Origin of the sequence: Priestia megaterium (genome assembly GCF_023824195.1) — a bacterium.
Taxonomy (GTDB): Bacteria; Bacillota; Bacilli; order Bacillales; family Bacillaceae_H; genus Priestia; species Priestia megaterium_D.
The window spans coordinates 2,359,658-2,376,225 of sequence record NZ_CP085442.1 but is presented as its reverse complement, the minus strand read 5'-3'; the positions used below and the strand labels follow the sequence as shown (position 1 = coordinate 2,376,225).

17 protein-coding genes are annotated in these 16,568 nt (G+C 37.0%); 5 read left to right on the top strand and 12 right to left on the bottom strand.

Annotated elements, in window-relative coordinates; translation table 11 throughout:
• Nucleotides 1-133: 133 nt before the first annotated feature.
• A complete protein-coding gene (locus tag LIS78_RS31370) occupies nucleotides 134-268 on the top strand; it encodes a hypothetical protein (protein ID WP_268241064.1) in 135 nt (44 codons plus the stop codon).
• 117 nt (nucleotides 269-385) lie between these two features.
• On the opposite strand, the gene LIS78_RS11975 is transcribed toward LIS78_RS31370, so the two are convergent.
• Nucleotides 386-1,207 carry an MBL fold metallo-hydrolase gene (locus tag LIS78_RS11975; protein ID WP_252285228.1) on the bottom strand — a complete coding sequence of 274 codons (822 nt, stop codon included), beginning with the start codon at nucleotides 1,205-1,207 and terminating at the stop codon, nucleotides 386-388.
• A 292-nt stretch (nucleotides 1,208-1,499) separates the two neighbouring features.
• The gene (locus LIS78_RS11970; RefSeq protein ID WP_013056977.1) at nucleotides 1,500-1,709 is read right to left on the bottom strand and encodes a cold-shock protein; all 210 of its coding nucleotides are present in this window, start codon (nucleotides 1,707-1,709) and stop codon (nucleotides 1,500-1,502) included.
• Nucleotides 1,710-1,853: 144 nt separating this feature from the next.
• Between LIS78_RS11970 and LIS78_RS11965 the strand changes: the two genes are divergently transcribed.
• Nucleotides 1,854-2,303 (top strand): MarR family winged helix-turn-helix transcriptional regulator, encoded by a 450-nt coding sequence (locus LIS78_RS11965; protein WP_098314919.1) that lies wholly within the window; start codon nucleotides 1,854-1,856, stop codon nucleotides 2,301-2,303.
• A gap of 61 nt (nucleotides 2,304-2,364) precedes the next feature.
• On the opposite strand, the gene LIS78_RS11960 is transcribed toward LIS78_RS11965, so the two are convergent.
• Nucleotides 2,365-2,784: an organic hydroperoxide resistance protein gene (locus tag LIS78_RS11960; RefSeq protein WP_098314918.1), complete on the bottom strand. Its 420-nt coding sequence runs from the start codon at nucleotides 2,782-2,784 to the stop codon at nucleotides 2,365-2,367.
• Nucleotides 2,785-2,940: 156 nt separating this feature from the next.
• The gene (locus LIS78_RS11955; RefSeq protein WP_098314917.1) at nucleotides 2,941-4,149 is read right to left on the bottom strand and encodes a DNA polymerase IV; all 1,209 of its coding nucleotides are present in this window, start codon (nucleotides 4,147-4,149) and stop codon (nucleotides 2,941-2,943) included.
• Between the two features lie 164 nt (nucleotides 4,150-4,313).
• Here LIS78_RS11955 and LIS78_RS11950 point away from each other — a divergent pair, with 164 nt between their 5' ends.
• Complete coding sequence (locus LIS78_RS11950) at nucleotides 4,314-4,892, top strand: DedA family protein (protein ID WP_016764043.1); 579 nt, start codon at nucleotides 4,314-4,316, stop codon at nucleotides 4,890-4,892.
• A 48-nt stretch (nucleotides 4,893-4,940) separates the two neighbouring features.
• Here LIS78_RS11950 and LIS78_RS11945 read toward each other — a convergent pair whose 3' ends face one another.
• Genes LIS78_RS11945 through LIS78_RS11930 form a run of 4 tightly spaced genes read right to left on the bottom strand, consistent with a single transcriptional unit; the run spans nucleotide 4,941 to nucleotide 8,705 of the window.
• The gene (locus tag LIS78_RS11945) at nucleotides 4,941-5,420 is read right to left on the bottom strand and encodes an RNA polymerase sigma factor (RefSeq protein WP_098314916.1); all 480 of its coding nucleotides are present in this window, start codon (nucleotides 5,418-5,420) and stop codon (nucleotides 4,941-4,943) included.
• Nucleotides 5,421-5,436: 16 nt separating this feature from the next.
• Nucleotides 5,437-7,449: a DUF6449 domain-containing protein gene (locus tag LIS78_RS11940; RefSeq protein ID WP_195780111.1), complete on the bottom strand. Its 2,013-nt coding sequence runs from the start codon at nucleotides 7,447-7,449 to the stop codon at nucleotides 5,437-5,439.
• Complete coding sequence (locus LIS78_RS11935; RefSeq protein WP_048020984.1) at nucleotides 7,424-8,323, bottom strand: ABC transporter ATP-binding protein; 900 nt, start codon at nucleotides 8,321-8,323, stop codon at nucleotides 7,424-7,426. Before LIS78_RS11935 ends, LIS78_RS11940 begins: the two co-directional genes overlap by 26 nt.
• Nucleotides 8,316-8,705 (bottom strand): GntR family transcriptional regulator, encoded by a 390-nt coding sequence (locus LIS78_RS11930; protein WP_013083081.1) that lies wholly within the window; start codon nucleotides 8,703-8,705, stop codon nucleotides 8,316-8,318. Before LIS78_RS11930 ends, LIS78_RS11935 begins: the two co-directional genes overlap by 8 nt.
• A 344-nt stretch (nucleotides 8,706-9,049) precedes the next feature.
• Here LIS78_RS11930 and LIS78_RS11925 point away from each other — a divergent pair, with 344 nt between their 5' ends.
• The gene (locus LIS78_RS11925; protein ID WP_013083080.1) at nucleotides 9,050-9,922 is read left to right on the top strand and encodes a selenium metabolism-associated LysR family transcriptional regulator; all 873 of its coding nucleotides are present in this window, start codon (nucleotides 9,050-9,052) and stop codon (nucleotides 9,920-9,922) included.
• A gap of 69 nt (nucleotides 9,923-9,991) precedes the next feature.
• Here LIS78_RS11925 and LIS78_RS11920 read toward each other — a convergent pair whose 3' ends face one another.
• The 3 genes from LIS78_RS11920 to LIS78_RS11910 form a co-directional block, all read right to left on the bottom strand.
• On the bottom strand, nucleotides 9,992-11,191 hold the full coding sequence (locus tag LIS78_RS11920; RefSeq protein WP_252285227.1) for an MFS transporter: 1,200 nt from the start codon (nucleotides 11,189-11,191) through the stop codon (nucleotides 9,992-9,994).
• A 224-nt stretch (nucleotides 11,192-11,415) separates the two neighbouring features.
• Nucleotides 11,416-11,793, bottom strand: coding sequence for a PH domain-containing protein (locus tag LIS78_RS11915; RefSeq protein WP_014460184.1), 378 nt, complete (start codon nucleotides 11,791-11,793; stop codon nucleotides 11,416-11,418).
• Between the two features lie 64 nt (nucleotides 11,794-11,857).
• On the bottom strand, nucleotides 11,858-14,005 hold the full coding sequence (locus tag LIS78_RS11910) for a YhgE/Pip domain-containing protein (RefSeq protein ID WP_252285226.1): 2,148 nt from the start codon (nucleotides 14,003-14,005) through the stop codon (nucleotides 11,858-11,860).
• A 110-nt stretch (nucleotides 14,006-14,115) separates the two neighbouring features.
• Between LIS78_RS11910 and LIS78_RS11905 the strand changes: the two genes are divergently transcribed.
• Complete coding sequence (locus LIS78_RS11905; RefSeq protein WP_252285224.1) at nucleotides 14,116-15,291, top strand: alanyl-tRNA editing protein; 1,176 nt, start codon at nucleotides 14,116-14,118, stop codon at nucleotides 15,289-15,291.
• A 41-nt stretch (nucleotides 15,292-15,332) separates the two neighbouring features.
• On the opposite strand, the gene LIS78_RS11900 is transcribed toward LIS78_RS11905, so the two are convergent.
• Nucleotides 15,333-16,253, bottom strand: a complete 921-nt coding sequence (locus LIS78_RS11900; protein WP_025752322.1) for a 1,4-dihydroxy-2-naphthoate polyprenyltransferase — start codon at nucleotides 16,251-16,253, stop codon at nucleotides 15,333-15,335.
• Nucleotides 16,254-16,568 lie beyond the last annotated feature (315 nt).

The following is a 16,568-nucleotide window of genomic DNA, read 5'->3' as shown; positions in this document are numbered from 1 at the left end:
GAAAAGAGGCTGGGACAAAAGTAGTTTAGTTGAAGAAAAATCCAAATTATTAATCGAAATTCTCGATTAATAATTTGGATTTTTACGTTGTCATGGTGAACGTAGGTTCCATGTGTTTCGTTGCTTCTAGCTGTTGATTGGAGGGCAAGGCGAAGACTCCTGCGGGAAAAGCGGAACAGGTGAGACCCCGCAGGAGCGCAAGCGACGAGGAGGCTCAGCGGTCGCTCGCGGAAAGCGAAGCCTTGCATGGAAATCAACAGCGATGTAACAAGCTATTCGTACTAGCTCATGTATCCAATTTATTCTTCTTTAGATGGGATTGACTTAGTTATATCTCAATCTCTTCTTACTTTTAATATCAACGTTCTAACTGTACACTTAGTTTCTATGACAGTAGTTCTCTTTTCATAATTTCAACGTTTTTTTGGTGACATTGTGCGGTGAAATCAGAGGGAAACGCCAGTTTATCATTTAGCTTACCAAGCGCTTCTTTACTATTTTCTTTCACTGCAGCTTGCAGTTCATCTAAATAAGAGCTGGCCATCTCCACTCGTCTTTGAATTTCAGCTCGGTGATGTGTCGTTTTCCCGTGCCCGGGAACTAGCGTTAGATTTTGGTGCTTAGCTAAAATGTGTCGCGCAGTAGCAAGCGTGTCGCGGTAATCGTTTACACTTTCATATATGTACGGATATTCAAAATCCGATAAATAATCCCCCGCAATCCATATCGAATCATCGACAATCATAAATAGGCCATCATTTGTATGACCTTTTGCAAAATAACAGGTAATGGATGTTTCACCTAAAGTAATATGCTGTTCATTTTCGGTTACAACAATATCTAACTCTGGGAATATAATATCATGGGATCTTTTTATATAATAGTCATGATCAAACTGCTTAATCATTTGAACTTTTTCTTCTTTGTCCGGGTGATGTTCTAAAAATTTGCTGCCGATAAAGGTGGCATTTAATTCTAAGAAAGCCCCATACCCAATGACGTGATCAAAATCTCCGTGAGTAAAAAACACATACAGTTTGCGATGATTTAAGATCTCTTGAACATGCTGTTTAATTTCATTAATTTCGTGAGGAAGCCATGTTGGATCAACAACAATGACAAAGTCTTTTGTTTCAATCACTGCAGATGTTGTTTGAAATAGCGCGCTTTCAAAAACCGTCATTTGCTCCGTTTTATATTGAATCATAGAGAACAGCTCCTTATTTTTTCTATCACCTTTATTATAGCGGAAATAGAAAGATAAGGGCGCGTATGACGGTTTATAAAACGAAACTATGCAAGATGTGATAAAATGCGGAACCAGCCAAACAATGAAATCCAAATAGGAATACTAAATAAGGTTCCCCAAAATAAACCTTTCAAAAAGTTCCCTTGATTCATTCTGATATTCCTCACCTTCATAGTATGTTGGTTCTTAGTCTAGCGCAGCTTAATGAAATTTTAGTGAAAAATAAAAAAAGAAGCAGTTGCTTCTTTTTTTATTTATTATAAAATTGGTGATCGTACTTAATTTTCGGCAGCTCGCGTACTTCCTGCGACATTTCCGTTCCGCACATCGGACAGTTATAATCAACCGTAACAAAATCTTCTCTCATCCACCCATTACATGATTCAGATTGACACGCATATACAGTCGTATCCATCATTTGATCTACTTCTTCTTCTACGGCTTTTTTTGCAAAATACATGTGCACAGCTCCCTTTTTTTCTTAGTATATGTAAAATTCCCATTTTTTATTTACAGCTTGATTACTTTTTCATCCAGCGTTATTGGACACCACTATTTAATTGTGTATAATTAAATAAAAAACAATAGACTGGAGGCAACATGAATGGAACAACTTTATAAGCAGCTGCAGCTAGAAAATCAGCTTTGTTTCTCAATTTACGCCACGTCTCGAGAAATTACAAAGGTGTACAAGCCGCTGCTGGATAAATTAGGAGTAACCTATCCGCAGTATTTAGCCCTTCTTGTTTTATGGGAACATGAAACACTCAGCGTGAAAAAAATGGGCGAACTTCTGTATTTGGATTCAGGTACCCTTACTCCTATGCTAAAAAGAATGCAGGATCAAGAATTAGTGATTCGCCAGCGTTCTCATGAAGATGAACGCGTTGTTTTTATTAGTTTAACCGAAAAAGGAAAAAAATTACGTGATAAAGCTTGTCATATTCCAGAAGAAGTTTTTAGTATGACGAATAAGTCACAAGGAGAATTAGAAAAGCTAAAAGAAATCCTGCAGGAGTTATTGCAATCATTGCATACGTACAATCAAAAATAGACCATATAAAATTGCACATAAAAAAACGCCTGGATTTAAGAAAAATCCAAGCGTTTTTTATTTACTCAGCCGTTGTATTTAACGTTACGTTAACATTTCCACGCGTTGCTTTAGAATACGGGCAGAATTGATGTGCATCTTCTACTAGCTTCTCAGCTACTTCTTGTGAAACGCCTTTAATATGAGCGTTTAACACCACTCCAATTTTAAAGCCATCATCAGTGTGGTCTTTTAGTAGACTTACTTCTGCAGTAATAGACGAATCAATGTCTTTTTTTTGTTTTTTAGCAATTAAATTTAAAGCACCGTCAAAACAAGCAGAATATCCTGCTGCAAACAGCTGCTCGGGATTTGTTCCTTCTTTTTTGTTATTTGGAGAAGGATTTACAAGGGTTAAATCAATAATACCATCATCTGATTTAACTCGACCATCTCGGCCTCCTACCGCTGTTGCTTTAGATGTAAATAGTACGTCTGACATAAGATCACCTCATAGATTATTTTATGTAATTTCATTGCAGACAATCAAAAAAGTCGCAATCAAATTCATTTTGTAATCACTTTGATTACCGTGATAGTAATGTACTTCCCCTTCTATAATGAGTGTAAACCTATTATTTTATACAAAAAAAGAGAGTTACCTCTCTTTTTTTCCTCTGTGTTTTTTTAAACCGCTTTGAATAATGTTATCTCCATATTTTTCACGTAAACTTTCGACCGCTTTGTATAAAGGCTCTTTTTTTGCTTGCTCTCCATATGTAAACAAATCTAACTGTTCTTCTTCCTGGAGATGGTGGCTCACTTGAAGAGCAGCTACGCCTAATAAACGAATCGGTTCTCCGTTCCAATGCTTTTGAAATAATACCGCACTGTAATGAAAAAGATCGTTTGGCTTGCTAATTGCTTTTGAAATGGTTTGGCTTCGAGTAATGGTTTTAAAATCACTGTATCGTATCGTTAATTGAATCGTTTTGCTTACAACTTTTTTCGCTTTCATGCGAGAGCTTACAGAATGCGATAGTTTATTTAAAATAGGGAGAACTTCATGTTCATCTACTGCATTTTGAGATAACGTCGTAGAGTTTCCAATAGATTTAAACTGTGATTGGCGATCAGGGTTCACCTGTCGATCATCTTGGCCCCATGCTCGTTCTCTCATAGCTTCTCCTTTTACTCCAAGAGTTTGTTTAAGAAGACCGGGAGCGGCTTTTGCTAGATCACCGATGGTCACGATCTTAATCGCATTTAGCTTCTCAGCTGTTTTTTTACCGATTCCGTGCATTTCCTCTACAGCTTTTGGCCAAAGAACTGTTTGGACATCTCTTTTTCGAAGGACGGTAATCCCTAAAGGTTTTTGCATATCACTTGCCGTTTTGGCTAAAAATTTATTCGGCGCAATTCCAATTGACACAGGAATTTGCAGCGTCTGTATTAAATGCTGCTGAATTGACTTTGCTATGTCAAGAGGAGAGCCTAATTCAGCACAGTTTGTAATATCCAAATAGCCTTCATCAATTGAAGCAGGCTCTAAAAGAGGTGAAATGGTTACTAAATAATCAAACATGTTTTTGGACACTTGGCGATATAATGGAAAATTAGGTTTTATAACAACCAGCTCAGGGCATTTTCTTTTCGCTTCCCAAAGAGGCATTGGCGCATATACTCCGCGTTTACGAGCAATATAGTTACAGGTTACAACAATTCCTCTTCGTTCCTTTGGATTGCCAGCAATAGCAAGAGGCTTATCTTTGAGCGTATGATCATGTGCGGTTTCAACAGATGCATAAAAAGCATTGGCATCAATATGAAGAATAACTTTGCCGTTTTTAGGGTACATCATTTTCATACTATCACCTCTTCTTGTATAATTAATCCCCGAAAGAAGAACGTACATTCTTATTTATTATAACTCTTTTTTTCTAAGTTGTGCGTACCTATACTTTATTTTTATTTTGAGCGAACACTGTGCGTCACTCTCTCGTATTCTAATGAAGAAAGGAGGAAGAAAACGTGATTGATCAGCTTATCGGAGCCATTAACCAATTAGGCTACGGATATTTCTTTTTTATCATTTTAGTCGGAGCCAACCTTACTCCTATTCCTGACCCAGTATATATTATGCTTGCGGGCAGTCAGGCTACATCTCCATCCGTTCAGTATATTCCAGCTTTTATACTTACGTATAGCGGCATGATGATTAGCTTATATCTTAAGTTTTTGATAGCCAGTCTTTTTTCAACTCAGGCGCTTGCGCTATTAAAACGCCCGCGATGGGAAAAAAATGTGATGAAAGTCGAGCGAACGATTCAAGAATATGGATCTCATGCCATCATCGCAAGCTACTTTTTACCAGGAATGCGACATGTGATGCCTTTTTTTCTCGGAGCAAGTGGAATGAAGCATCGGCATTATATTAAAGTCTCATTTTCTTTCGGTTTTATTTGGACGCTCGCTTTATTTATTTTCGGTTCCTTTTTTAATACGACATCTTCTTATACTGATGTGATTGAGATCACTTTAGCTTTTTGTGCGATCAGTTTGATTATCTATGCCGTCCAAAGAAGAAAAATACGAAAAAAACAGCAGTAGTTTGTGTAAAAAAGTTCTTTTTCACAAACTACTGCTGTTTCATTTATATTAAATGACTTCATTATATCCCTTTACAAAGTATTTGCGCGCACGGTAAAGAGCTGATTTTAACGTAGTCATCTGCATATTTAATAAATCGGCAATTTCTTCATATTTAAATCCAAATCCATATTTTAATAGAAGCAAATTGCGATACTTAGGATTCAATTTATTTAAAATCGCCTGACATTCAGCCGCTTCTTCATTTCTAAGCACCTGCTGGATAGGCGTATACATAACAGGCTCTTCTTTGTAAGAAGACGTATAGCGGTCTTTCACTATTTTACGCCTTCCTAAATCACACCGTTTATTTAATGCGACGCGAAACATCCAAGCTTTTATTTTTTCAGGATCGACCATTTCTTGTTTTTCTAAATATTTTAATGCTACTTCTTGCGTAATATCTTCGGCGTCTTGTCTATTCACGCCATTTTTTAATAAATAAGCCAGCACCTGATTTAAATAATCTTGCAATTCCTCGCCGCACATAATAAGTTCTCCTTCGTTATTTTAGTTTTTCTTTTAGTTCTGTTGGAATCATGTTAGCATCAAACATTTGAACTTCAGGACTTGAATTTTTGTAACGAAAGACAACTATATAATCCCCTTGTTCTTGAATGGTTGTATGCGAAAGAAAATAATTTATTTGATTGGAATCTTTAATAGTTAATGCACCTTTTCTTTTAGTAAGAATAGACGGATTGTTTATCCATGCACTCTGAAGAATTTCGTGATCTTTATTTTTTAAAACAACAACATTTGAAACGTCTTCTGGCATGACTCGAGCATCTTCAAACATTTTTTCGTGCTTGAGCCACTTTTCAACTTCTTTATATGATTTTTCAAAAGGTATGGAATCCACAATTTGTCCGTTTTCGTCCATAAAATTAATGCTAGACCAGCTTTGTTGGTGGCTCTTGCTATCTCCATACGTTTGATTTTGTATTGATTTTCTTATTGACTCTTTTAAATCTTCAATTTTGTTTGGATCTTTAATTGTAATAGGTTCGGACCTTTTGTACATGGCATCAATTTGAACTTCTTTTACATATCTCATATTTTTATTATCAGGTTCTAAAATATAATAAGAGTGTTTTTTGTACTCAGATGTTTCTATAATTTGTTTGTAAAAAGCTTTATAATCAGCTTCCCTTATTGCATATTGTCGAACAACTTTTTTACCATTTTTTAAATTATAAGCAAATGTTATTTCACGAGCATCTCCAGACTGTATATCTTTTTTAGAAACATCAGGATGATCTTTTATAATTTGTTTATGCAATGCTCGTATAAAGTTAACCGTATTTTTATCAGAATAATAGTAAGGTGGCTTATAATAATCACCATTCTCTGGATCATGACTTTTAGGGTTATCTGTTAAGGAGTAGTCATCTTCATCAAAATATACAGATTGAATGTTTTCTTGATTTGGTAGATAACTAGAGTAACCAAAAACGTCCACTTTCAAGCCCACACCTAGAATAATGGCTACTGCGATAAATAATATGTAGCCCTTCCATTTATTAAACACACGCCATGTTTTAGCTAAAATCATATGCCCAAGGATATACCCTAATAAAGATCCAAAAACATAGCCAAAAATAAGCCATTTAAAAGAATCCTTCATCTCACCGAAGTACATCCCCCATAATAATAATGAGCACGTCGTCAATCCATAGATAAAAATAGGTTTTAGCCATTTAAAAGCTATGGCATGAGTAGCGATTTCTATACTTCTTTTTCGATATGCAATAAATGCAATGAAACAAAGCACACAAGCTACAATTGCATATATTACTAGATTTAGATAGCTTTCTTTTCCGTTATCTAACAGATCTATAATACGGACAAACGGAACCAAATCTTGTACGTTTTTCCCTGAATAATATGCCGTAGCAAATCCATACCAATAAAATTTAATATTCATAATAAAGAATTGGATAAGCGCAGCCGGAAGAATGAATAATATATATATAAACGCACCTTGCAGTATTGACATACCTGTGAACATACCTGCGAATACGGCTCCAGAAAAAACAAAGATATTCAAAATGATAGTATCAATAGCCCATCGTAGAATTAATTTTAGCGTATATAAATCGTCAACATTTACTGAATCTTTAATAAGAAAAAGGACAATAGCTGAAATGATAACAGGTAAAATTAACGATAGAATTCCTAATAATACGTTTTGCCAAAATAGCACACCTCTACTTATTGGTAAGCTATGAATATAATCAGCGGCTGATTTTGTTTGAATATATCGAAATAAAAATATAGCTAGTACCACAGGAACAGTAAACATAAACAAAAATTGAAGGCTTCCAGCAACTTCAAACAGAGTCTTTAATTTTTCTGTATACATTCCATCATTGTTAACTTCACCTGTATACCTCAAAATAATTTGAAGTGGCACGATAAATAAAAGAACAAGTGTATATAAAGCACCAATCCACCCCACGTTTCTCATGGATTGAATCCACATGCCTCGGTTAAACGATGATGTTTTCGATTGCATAACCCACATCCCCCATTTCGTAAATAAAGATTTCTTCCAGCGTAAGTGGCAAGATGTCAAAAATTAAAGGCTTATACGATCGAACTTTGTTGACTAAGTGATTTTCTTTTCCTCGAACAATACAAAGCAAGACGCTTCCTCGTTTTTCTTGATATAAAATGTCTAGCGTGTCATAAAGCGCTAGCGGCACATCTCCTTCAAATGCAACTTGAATTTTGTGCACGTCTGATTTTAAATCATCCAGCTCTTTTTCAATTAATAATTGACCGTGATGCAAAATGCCTACATGATCACAAAGATCTTCCACTTCTCGCAAGTTATGTGACGAAATTAAAATCGTCATTTCCCGTTCTGCCACGTCTTGAACAAGAAGGTTTTTAATTTTTTGACGCATTACCGCATCTAAACCATCGAGCGGCTCATCTAAGATAAGTACATCAGGCATAGCAGACAGCGCTAACCAAAAACCTACTTGACGCTGCATTCCCTTGGACATTCTATGTACTTTTTTATGTAATTGAATTGGGAAAGCTTCTTTTAATTTTTGAAACCGCTCTTCGTTCCAAGTCGGATAGACGCTTCTATAAAAAGACGCTAATTGCTTAATCGTTGTTTGAGGGAAAAAATAAAGAGAATCTGGCATAAAAATAAGGCGTTCTTTTAAGCCAACGTTTTCAAATACTTCTTCACCGTCTATTGCGATTTTCCCGTGATCTTGCTTGTAAATACCTGCAATGATTTTTAATAGCGTTGTTTTCCCTGCCCCGTTGGAGCCAAGCAGTCCGTAAATAGATCCTTTTTTTATAGAAAGCGTGACGTCTCTTAGAGCTTCCATTTCTTCAAACTCTTTTTTTATCGCCTTCAGTTCAATCACTATCGCTTCCTCCTTTTACTGCTTTTTCAGCCTGTGAAATAAGTGATAGAATTTCATCTTTATCCATCCCTAAATACATAGCTTCTGCCAACAGCTTTACTAATTCTTCTTTCATCTTTTTCACCTTCTCGTTATTTAGTGTATCAACTTGAGGCGTGACAAAACTTCCTTTGCCTGGAACTGAATAAATATAATTCTGATGTTCTAGTTCACGATACGCTTTTTGAATTGTATTTGGATTAATGGTTAATTCTTTTGCTAACAGCCGAACAGATGGAAGCTTTTGATCGGCCTTAAAGACTTCATGAATAATAAGCTCTTTCAATTTATCTACTAATTGCTCGTATATCGGCTTGCGACTACGAATATCTAAATCAAACATAGTCTGCCTCCCTTCATTTACCCAAAATCATGATGTGTGTACTAGGTGTATTAACTGTATTACTTATCGTATTACAGTTAATATTATAGTATATTTTTTGGAAAAAACAAGTACTTTTTTTACTTTTGTTACAAATAGATGACAAAAAAGTGTTTAATAGCTTTATAGATGAAATAGAAATAACTGTAAACAAATTGCGTTTGCTGCCTTCGTTATAAGCCAAAATACTCCTTTAAGTCAGCACCTCGTTTTGTTTTTCTTAACCAAGTGCCTCTAGTTATTACAATAGTAATGTTTTATAATGTTTATAATTAATTTTTTTAATATAAAAGGAGCCATACTCTATGTACTATGATGCGTTAAAGACGTTTGTTTCTGTTGTAGAAGAGCAAAGCTTTACAAAAGCTGCGGAAAAATTAATGATTTCACAGCCAAGCGTAAGCGTACACATCAAAAATCTTGAAAAAGAATTTCAAACTTCCCTGTTCCTGCGTTCACCTAAAATGTTAAAAATCACACCCAGCGGCGAAATTTTATACGATCGTGCTAAACAAATGATTCAGATATATGAGCATACGAAACGAGATATTTATGAACATCATCATCGTGTCAAAGGAATGCTAACGATTGGCGCCAGTTTTACGATTGGCGAATATATTCTCCCTTCATTTTTAGCAAAGCTTCGTGAACAATATCCTGATATTGATGTAGAAGTGACTATCGGTAATACAAAGGAAATCGCTCAGCTTGTTCGTCATTTCAAAGTAGACGTAGGGCTTATTGAAGGTCACACGGAAGAATCCGACTTACATATTCAGTCTTTTATGGACGATGAACTTGCCATCGTCGCGTCAGTGGATCACCCTTTAGCTCAGCTTAAAAAAGTAGAAATTGATGATTTACAAAATCAGCGGTGGGTAGCGCGTGAAAAAGGCTCTGGAACAAGAGAATATTTAGATCACGTTTTAATGTCCAACGGTTTAAAAATGAAAAGCATGCTAACGATCAGCAGCAATCAAGGAATTAAAGAAGCAATTGTTCACGATTTAGGAATGTCTGTGCTATCGCTTTGTGCTATTAAAGAAGATGTAGAACAAAAGCACCTATCGATTCTCAACGTTAACACCGCTCCTTTTAAGCGCCGTTTCTCTTATATCTATCCTGCTAACAGCGCTCATAAAAAAGTAGCCGAACTTTTTATTCAGCTTTTAAACTAAAAAAAGACTTTCCACGCTGAGTGGAAAGTCTTTTTAAATCAATAGCCATACATGTCTTCACATTCTTTTTTAGTGAACATGCGTCTGCTGAGCCGGCATTTTTGACAAACGAACAGCTAGGAAAAAGGCTGTTGTAAGAAACACACCAATTAAAGCAATAACACCTTTCCAGCCGTACGCAGTCCAGCATAATCCAGCCACCGTCCCTCCAACGCTTGATCCTGCATAGTAAAAAAACAAATACAAAGACGAAGCCTGAGCTTTGTCATGAGTGGCTCTTCTTCCTACCCAGCTGCTTGCGATGGAATGACTTCCAAAAAAGCCAAAAGTCAGCAGCAAAAGCCCGGTAATTTTTATCCATAAAACCGGATGCAGCGTAACAATTGAACCTATAAGCGTAACAGCAATCGTACATAACAGCACTTTTTTCCGGCCGTATCGATCCGCCAGCGTCCCCATCCAGACCGAGCTGAATACTCCGACAAAAAAAATAACAAAAATAAAACTTACAAGGGTATGATTCCAAGAATACGGAGGAGCGGATAAAGCGTATCCAATATAATTGTATAAAGCTACGTTACTTCCAAGCAGCGCAAAACCAATAGCAAAAAGACAAAGCATCCCTTTATCTTGAAGATGACTGCGAAGAGAGCCGGTAAGCTGACGAATTTCAAAGGATCGTGAAGTGAAGTTTTGTGAATCTGGCAAGTTCATAAAAAAAACAAAGGTGGCTAGTAAACTGATTGCGCTTACAACATCAAGAGCTACGGACCAGTTGAAATATTCCGTGAGCACCCCTGTCATAAGCCTTCCCGCTACGCCTCCAAAGGCGTTGCCGCTTATATAAATCCCCATCGCTTTTCCTAAACCCCCTGGTTCAATTTCTTCTCCTAAGTAAGCCATGGCCACAGAAGGCAGCCCTGCTAAAACGATTCCTTGAATAACACGAAAGACTAACAGCGTTTCAAAGGTAGAGCTAAATGCTGTCATGATGCATAACAATGACGCAAAAATTAACGATAGACCCATCAGTTTCTTTCGTCCCCACACTTCTGATAAAGAACCTAAAAAAAGCATACTAACCGCAAGCGTGATGGTTGTTAACGAAAGAGACAAACTGGCAAACGCCGGAGATATCCCGAATTCTCTAGAAAATTCGGGTAAAATGGCTTGTGTACAATATAAAATCGAAAATGTGTTGAAGCCTGCTGCAAAAAGCGCAACATTTGTTTTGCGAAAAGCTGATGTTCCAATTACGGTATAACTCACAGTTGGTCACTTCCTTTTTTCTCTAAAAAAAGCATATCACGGTTTTTTTATTCTGTATAATTCATTATGTAAATCGTTTTCATGCATTTCAGTAATGAGTGAAGTGAAAATAGGAATGGACAACAGCCTGAGTATTTTCAAACGACTGCATGCAAGACTGTTATGCTTTCTCGTTTTACACACACATAAAAAAAGTCGAGCCAATTTTTCATGGCTCAACTTTTTTAATCCAATACATAAGATGCTAATACTTTTTGCACGTCGTAAATGCTTTTATCTTTACGAAATTCTTTTGAAATCGGTGCACTAGAACCCGATACCCAAATATTTAATTCCGCATCTAAATCAAATGTTCCAGCCGTTTCTACGCTAAAATGGGTAATCGTCTTATAAGGAATGGAATGATAATCTGTTTTCTTTCCCGTCACTCCTTGCTTATCAACGATAATTAAGCGTTTCGTCGTAAACACCATTAAATCGCGAATGACTTTATACGCTTGTTCCACTCGCTCGTTGGCAATTAAGATATTTTGTAAGTCTTTTTCAGTTCCTCTTATATCTGCTTCTGATGCATTTCCTAATAGTCCATCTAATATACCCATGCTGACCACTCCTTTATATCTACACTACCGCATTTTGTTCTGTCTGGAAACCCAAAACGTTTTTTTAATGAATTAATTTACTTTCACGCGCTTTTTTTGTTAATTTTGCACTCGTTTTACTAAGAGGCTTATGAAGAAAAATGCCAACGAGCAGCACGCCAAGCCAAATGCAAAGAAGAACCGTAACGTCTTTTCTTACAATATCCGCTAACATGCCTCCTACCACTTCTCTCATCATGCTTATTGCATACGTAAATGGTAAAAATGGATTGATTGCTTGAAAAAAAGCAGGCACGACTTGAATCGGAAATGTACCGCCTGCAGCGGAAAGCTGAAGCACAAGTAAAACAATCGCCATCGCTTTTCCTGCATTGCCAAATATCGCAACAAGCGTATATACAATCGTCATAAATACGAAGCTGCACAGCAAGCCTAAAAAGATAAAAGGCACTTTATCTACGACATACGTTTTGATTAAAAATAAATCTCCTAGCGTCACAATAAAAGCTTGCACGAGAGCAATAGACAAAAACGTTAACAGTCTTCCGAGATAAACTTCATAGCTTTTGAATCGCTCTTCATCCGCTACTTCTACGCTTAAAATCGAAACTAACAGCAAAGCTCCAACCCACAAGCAAAGCGTCGTGTAAAACGGCGACATAGCTGAGCCGTAGTTTGGAATGGGGTAAAGTCTTTCTTCTTTTAAAAGAACCGGCTTAGCAAAAAAGTCACTTTCTTTTTGCACGTCGTTTTTTAGCAAATTAATAATATCTTCAATGTTTTCTTTTTGCTGAAATTCTCGTATTTTATCCGCTACATTGTGCACGTTTTGTTCAATTCGTGGAAAATCTTTTGCTATTTTCGCAAGCTCCTGCTGCCCAAGCAAGATGCCACTCGCCGTTTTAGACAGTACGTTAGAAACATCCGGCATGCTTTTGTTAGCTTCATCAAGCAGTGAGTTTGCGCTTGTCGTTTTATCTTTCGCTTCTTTGATTGCTTGTTCAACAGCAGGTACAATCGTAGAAGAATATGAATTCGTTAACGCATTTAATCTAGAAACAGCTTGGTCGGTGCGAGAGCTGAACCTATCAAGTACGCTTTGATTGGGAACATCCCCATTCTTTGTTTGTTGCTGCAGTCTATTTACATCCGAAAGCTGCTGCTGTAAAAGCGTATTTACATCTTTTACGTCATTAATAACAGGTGAAAGAACTTTTTGTTGAGATAACGCATTTAAATCTGTAAGAAGCGTAACGATCTCTCCTGTGTCAGCAATTTGTTTTGTTAACTGCACTTTTAGCTGTTCCGCTGCTGCGCTGACTTCATCCGGTGCTATATCTTTTTCCATCAGCTGACTCTTCAATTCTTGAACTCCGACAGCTCGTTGTTGAACACGATGCAGCGTTTCGTTGATCGTTGGCTCAGCGTTTTTTAAAACTTCATCGCTTTTAGTTAAAAAAGTGTTTAGCCGCTGAGTCATCTGTGCGCCGTCAGCTGTTAATCTCTCTACTTCAGGAAGAGCGGCCTGAGCTTTTGATACAATAGCTCCAGCTTTTTGAGTGGTGTCATTCGCTTCATTAATTACTTTTTTGATTTCAGGAAGACGATTTTCAAGCTCAAAAATCCGTTGTTCAACTTGTTGAATGGTCGGCAAATCCCGCTGCAGTGTAATACCTAGTTCGTTAAACACTGAAAAAATAGCTCCATTCGCTGTTTTGACGAATTTTTCACTGATCTGTTGTGTTAAGCTGCTGGCTCCTTTGCTTGTAATTTTAGGCGCCACTGCGTTTATTTTTTCGTTTACTTTATAAATAATGACCGGTTTTTCCAAACGATCTTGAAGAACGGTACCAAGCTTTTGTGAAAAATCTTTTGGAATAACAATACTTGCATAATAGTCTCCGTGCTTTACTCCGTGATCAGCTTTTTCTTTTGAGACAAACGTCCACCCAAGCGTTTTATTTTTTTTTAACGTTGCAATAATATCTTTTCCCACATTTACGTGCTGACCTCTTATCGTAGAACCTTCGTCTTCGCTCGTTACTGCAATGGCAATACCTTCAGTCCGCCCGTATGGGTCCCAAGATGCTTTTATATTAAACCATGCGTAAAAAGACGGTAGAATCATAAGCGTCAGCACAATGATAATCATCGCCCAATTGGTGAAAATTCTTTTTAAATCCCGCGTATAAATATAAACAGTATTTTTCATATGTCCCACCCAGTTTTATTGTTACAAGTTAGCTTATCCATGTTCGAAGAAACATATTTCTGATACTATAGAAAAAGTTAGATATGGTTTTAGTAGAAAGGATGATGAACATGACAGAAAGACTTTATTATAGCAACCCCTATATAAAAACGTGGGAAACTGAAGTGATAGAGACGCGCTCTCTTTCAAATGGCTACGCATTAACGTTAAAACAAACCGCTTTTTATCCAGAAGGCGGCGGACAGCCTTCTGACTACGGTAATATTGCCGGAATCGACGTAAAAGATGTTTATGAAAAAAATGGAGACGTATATCATATCGTCGATACGCTCCCTGCACAAACGAACGTAACGTGTGAAATTGACTGGAATCGACGCTTTGATCACATGCAGCAGCACAGCGGACAGCACTTGCTTTCAGCTCTGTTAATCGATACATATGATATTCACACCGTCAGCTTTCATTTAGGAAGTGACGCTGTCTCTATTGATCTGAATGTACCTCAATTATCTCATGAGCAGCTATTACATATTGAAAAAGTTGTAAACAATGCTATTTACAGCAACCGTCACATTAAAACGTACGAAGTGAAAAAAGAAGAGCTGCATACTCTCGCGCTTCGCAAAGTGCCAGAGCTAGAAGACGAAATTGTACGCATCGTGGAAATTGAAGGTATTGATGTTTCTGCCTGCTGCGGTACTCATGTGAACCAAATTGGAGAGCTTGGCCTTATTAAACTTACGAAAACGGAAAAGCAGCGCGGCAATACACGCCTCTTTTTTAAATGCGGTATGCGTGCATTAGCTGATTATCAGCAGTCTCAAGAAATCGTAGCAGAACTTAGCAATAAATTCAGTACAAGCCGTGAATTAGTTGTAGAACGAATTAAAAAAGTAGAGGCCGAACAAAAAGAGCTGCAAAAACAACTAGAAGAATTAAAAAATGAAAATGCAGCTTATTTAGCAAGTGAATTAGAAGCCAAAAAAGAAGGATCATTTCTGTACCATCACTTTGAAAATCGTACATTAAAAGATGTGCAAGCTTTAACAAAGCAGCTTCTTCAAACACCTGATACGACGCTTCTTTTTGCTTTTTCAAGTGATCAAAAAGTATTGCTGGCTCACAGCGGCAGTGAAGTAAAATGCGGAGAGCTTTATAAAGAGCTGCTTCTGCTTTACGATGGAAAAGGCGGCGGCGGACCAAAACAAGCCCAAGCCAGCTTTTCATCTTCTGAAAATATGAACGCATTTATTAGCGCAGTAAAAGAAAAAATAACTCAAGCATAACAAAAAGCCTGTCTTTAAAAAGACAGGCTTTTTCCACTCAATCAGCTTACTAAATAGCCAATTAATAATCCAATTGATAAAGTAAATCCAAAAAACGTATTTGTTTGCGCAGTTGCTTTCATCGCAATAAGCTCTCCGCGTACAAATGCTTGTACGGCTTGAATTGGCTTAGGTGCACTAAGAAACACTAAGAAAATCCAAGGGCTAATATCGAAGAATACCACTAATGCAACGGTCCAAATATACGCAATGCCAAACAAAGCAGCTAAAAATCTAATCGCATTTTTAGAACCTAATAAAATTGCTAGCGTACGTCGTCCGCCTTTTGTATCTTCTTCTATATCACGAATGTTGTTAGACAAATTAATCGCACCTACTAAAATCGCAATCGGAAGTGATACAAAGATGCTTTCAGACGTTACGGTATTCGTTTGAATAAAAAATGAAATCAACACGAACATGGCGCCCATGCAAAGACCTGAAAATAATTCTCCAAACGGCGTATACGCAATCGGAAGCGGTCCGCCCGTATACAAATAACCAATCGCCATACCTACTAATCCAACCAAAGCAAGCCACCAGCTGCTGTTTGCACATATATATACACCTAAAATAAGAGCAATTCCATAAGAAATCAGTGCTAAATTTAATACCGTTTTCGGTTTCATGCCGTGTCTGACGATGGCTCCTCCGATACCTACGGAGTCTTCTGTGTCTAACCCGCGTTTAAAATCATAGTACTCGTTAAATAAGTTCGTCGCAATTTGAATCCACAAACATGAAAAAAGCATCGCAAGAAACATCCAAACGTTCACATGGCCATAAAACATGGCTAGAACTGTTCCAATTAAAACCGGTACAAACGATGCTGTTAGCGTATGAGGACGGGTTAATTGCCACAAAATCTTCCCTTTACTGTACTGCTCGACTGCAGCTTTGTTTTCTTTGTTATGACTTGTCATCATCCTCTTCCCTTCTATTACGAACCGTATCTCTATTTAAAAGTGCTGCTTTTAACATAACGAATGATAGCAAACTTACTCTAATACAATACACGTCCGCCCAACAAAAAAAATCACGGAACTCTTTAAAATATCAGTTCCACTCTATATCATAATAATTTATTGCTCTTTTTACAAGATGACCGCTTATACATTTCCGATTTTTTTCTACAAAAATCTGCTTTGATGCTGAATTTTATAGAAAAAAATTAAAAACCTATACAAAAAATGAAAGTGAGATATAACGAAATCAATCCAATCTAAAAGAGCACAAAT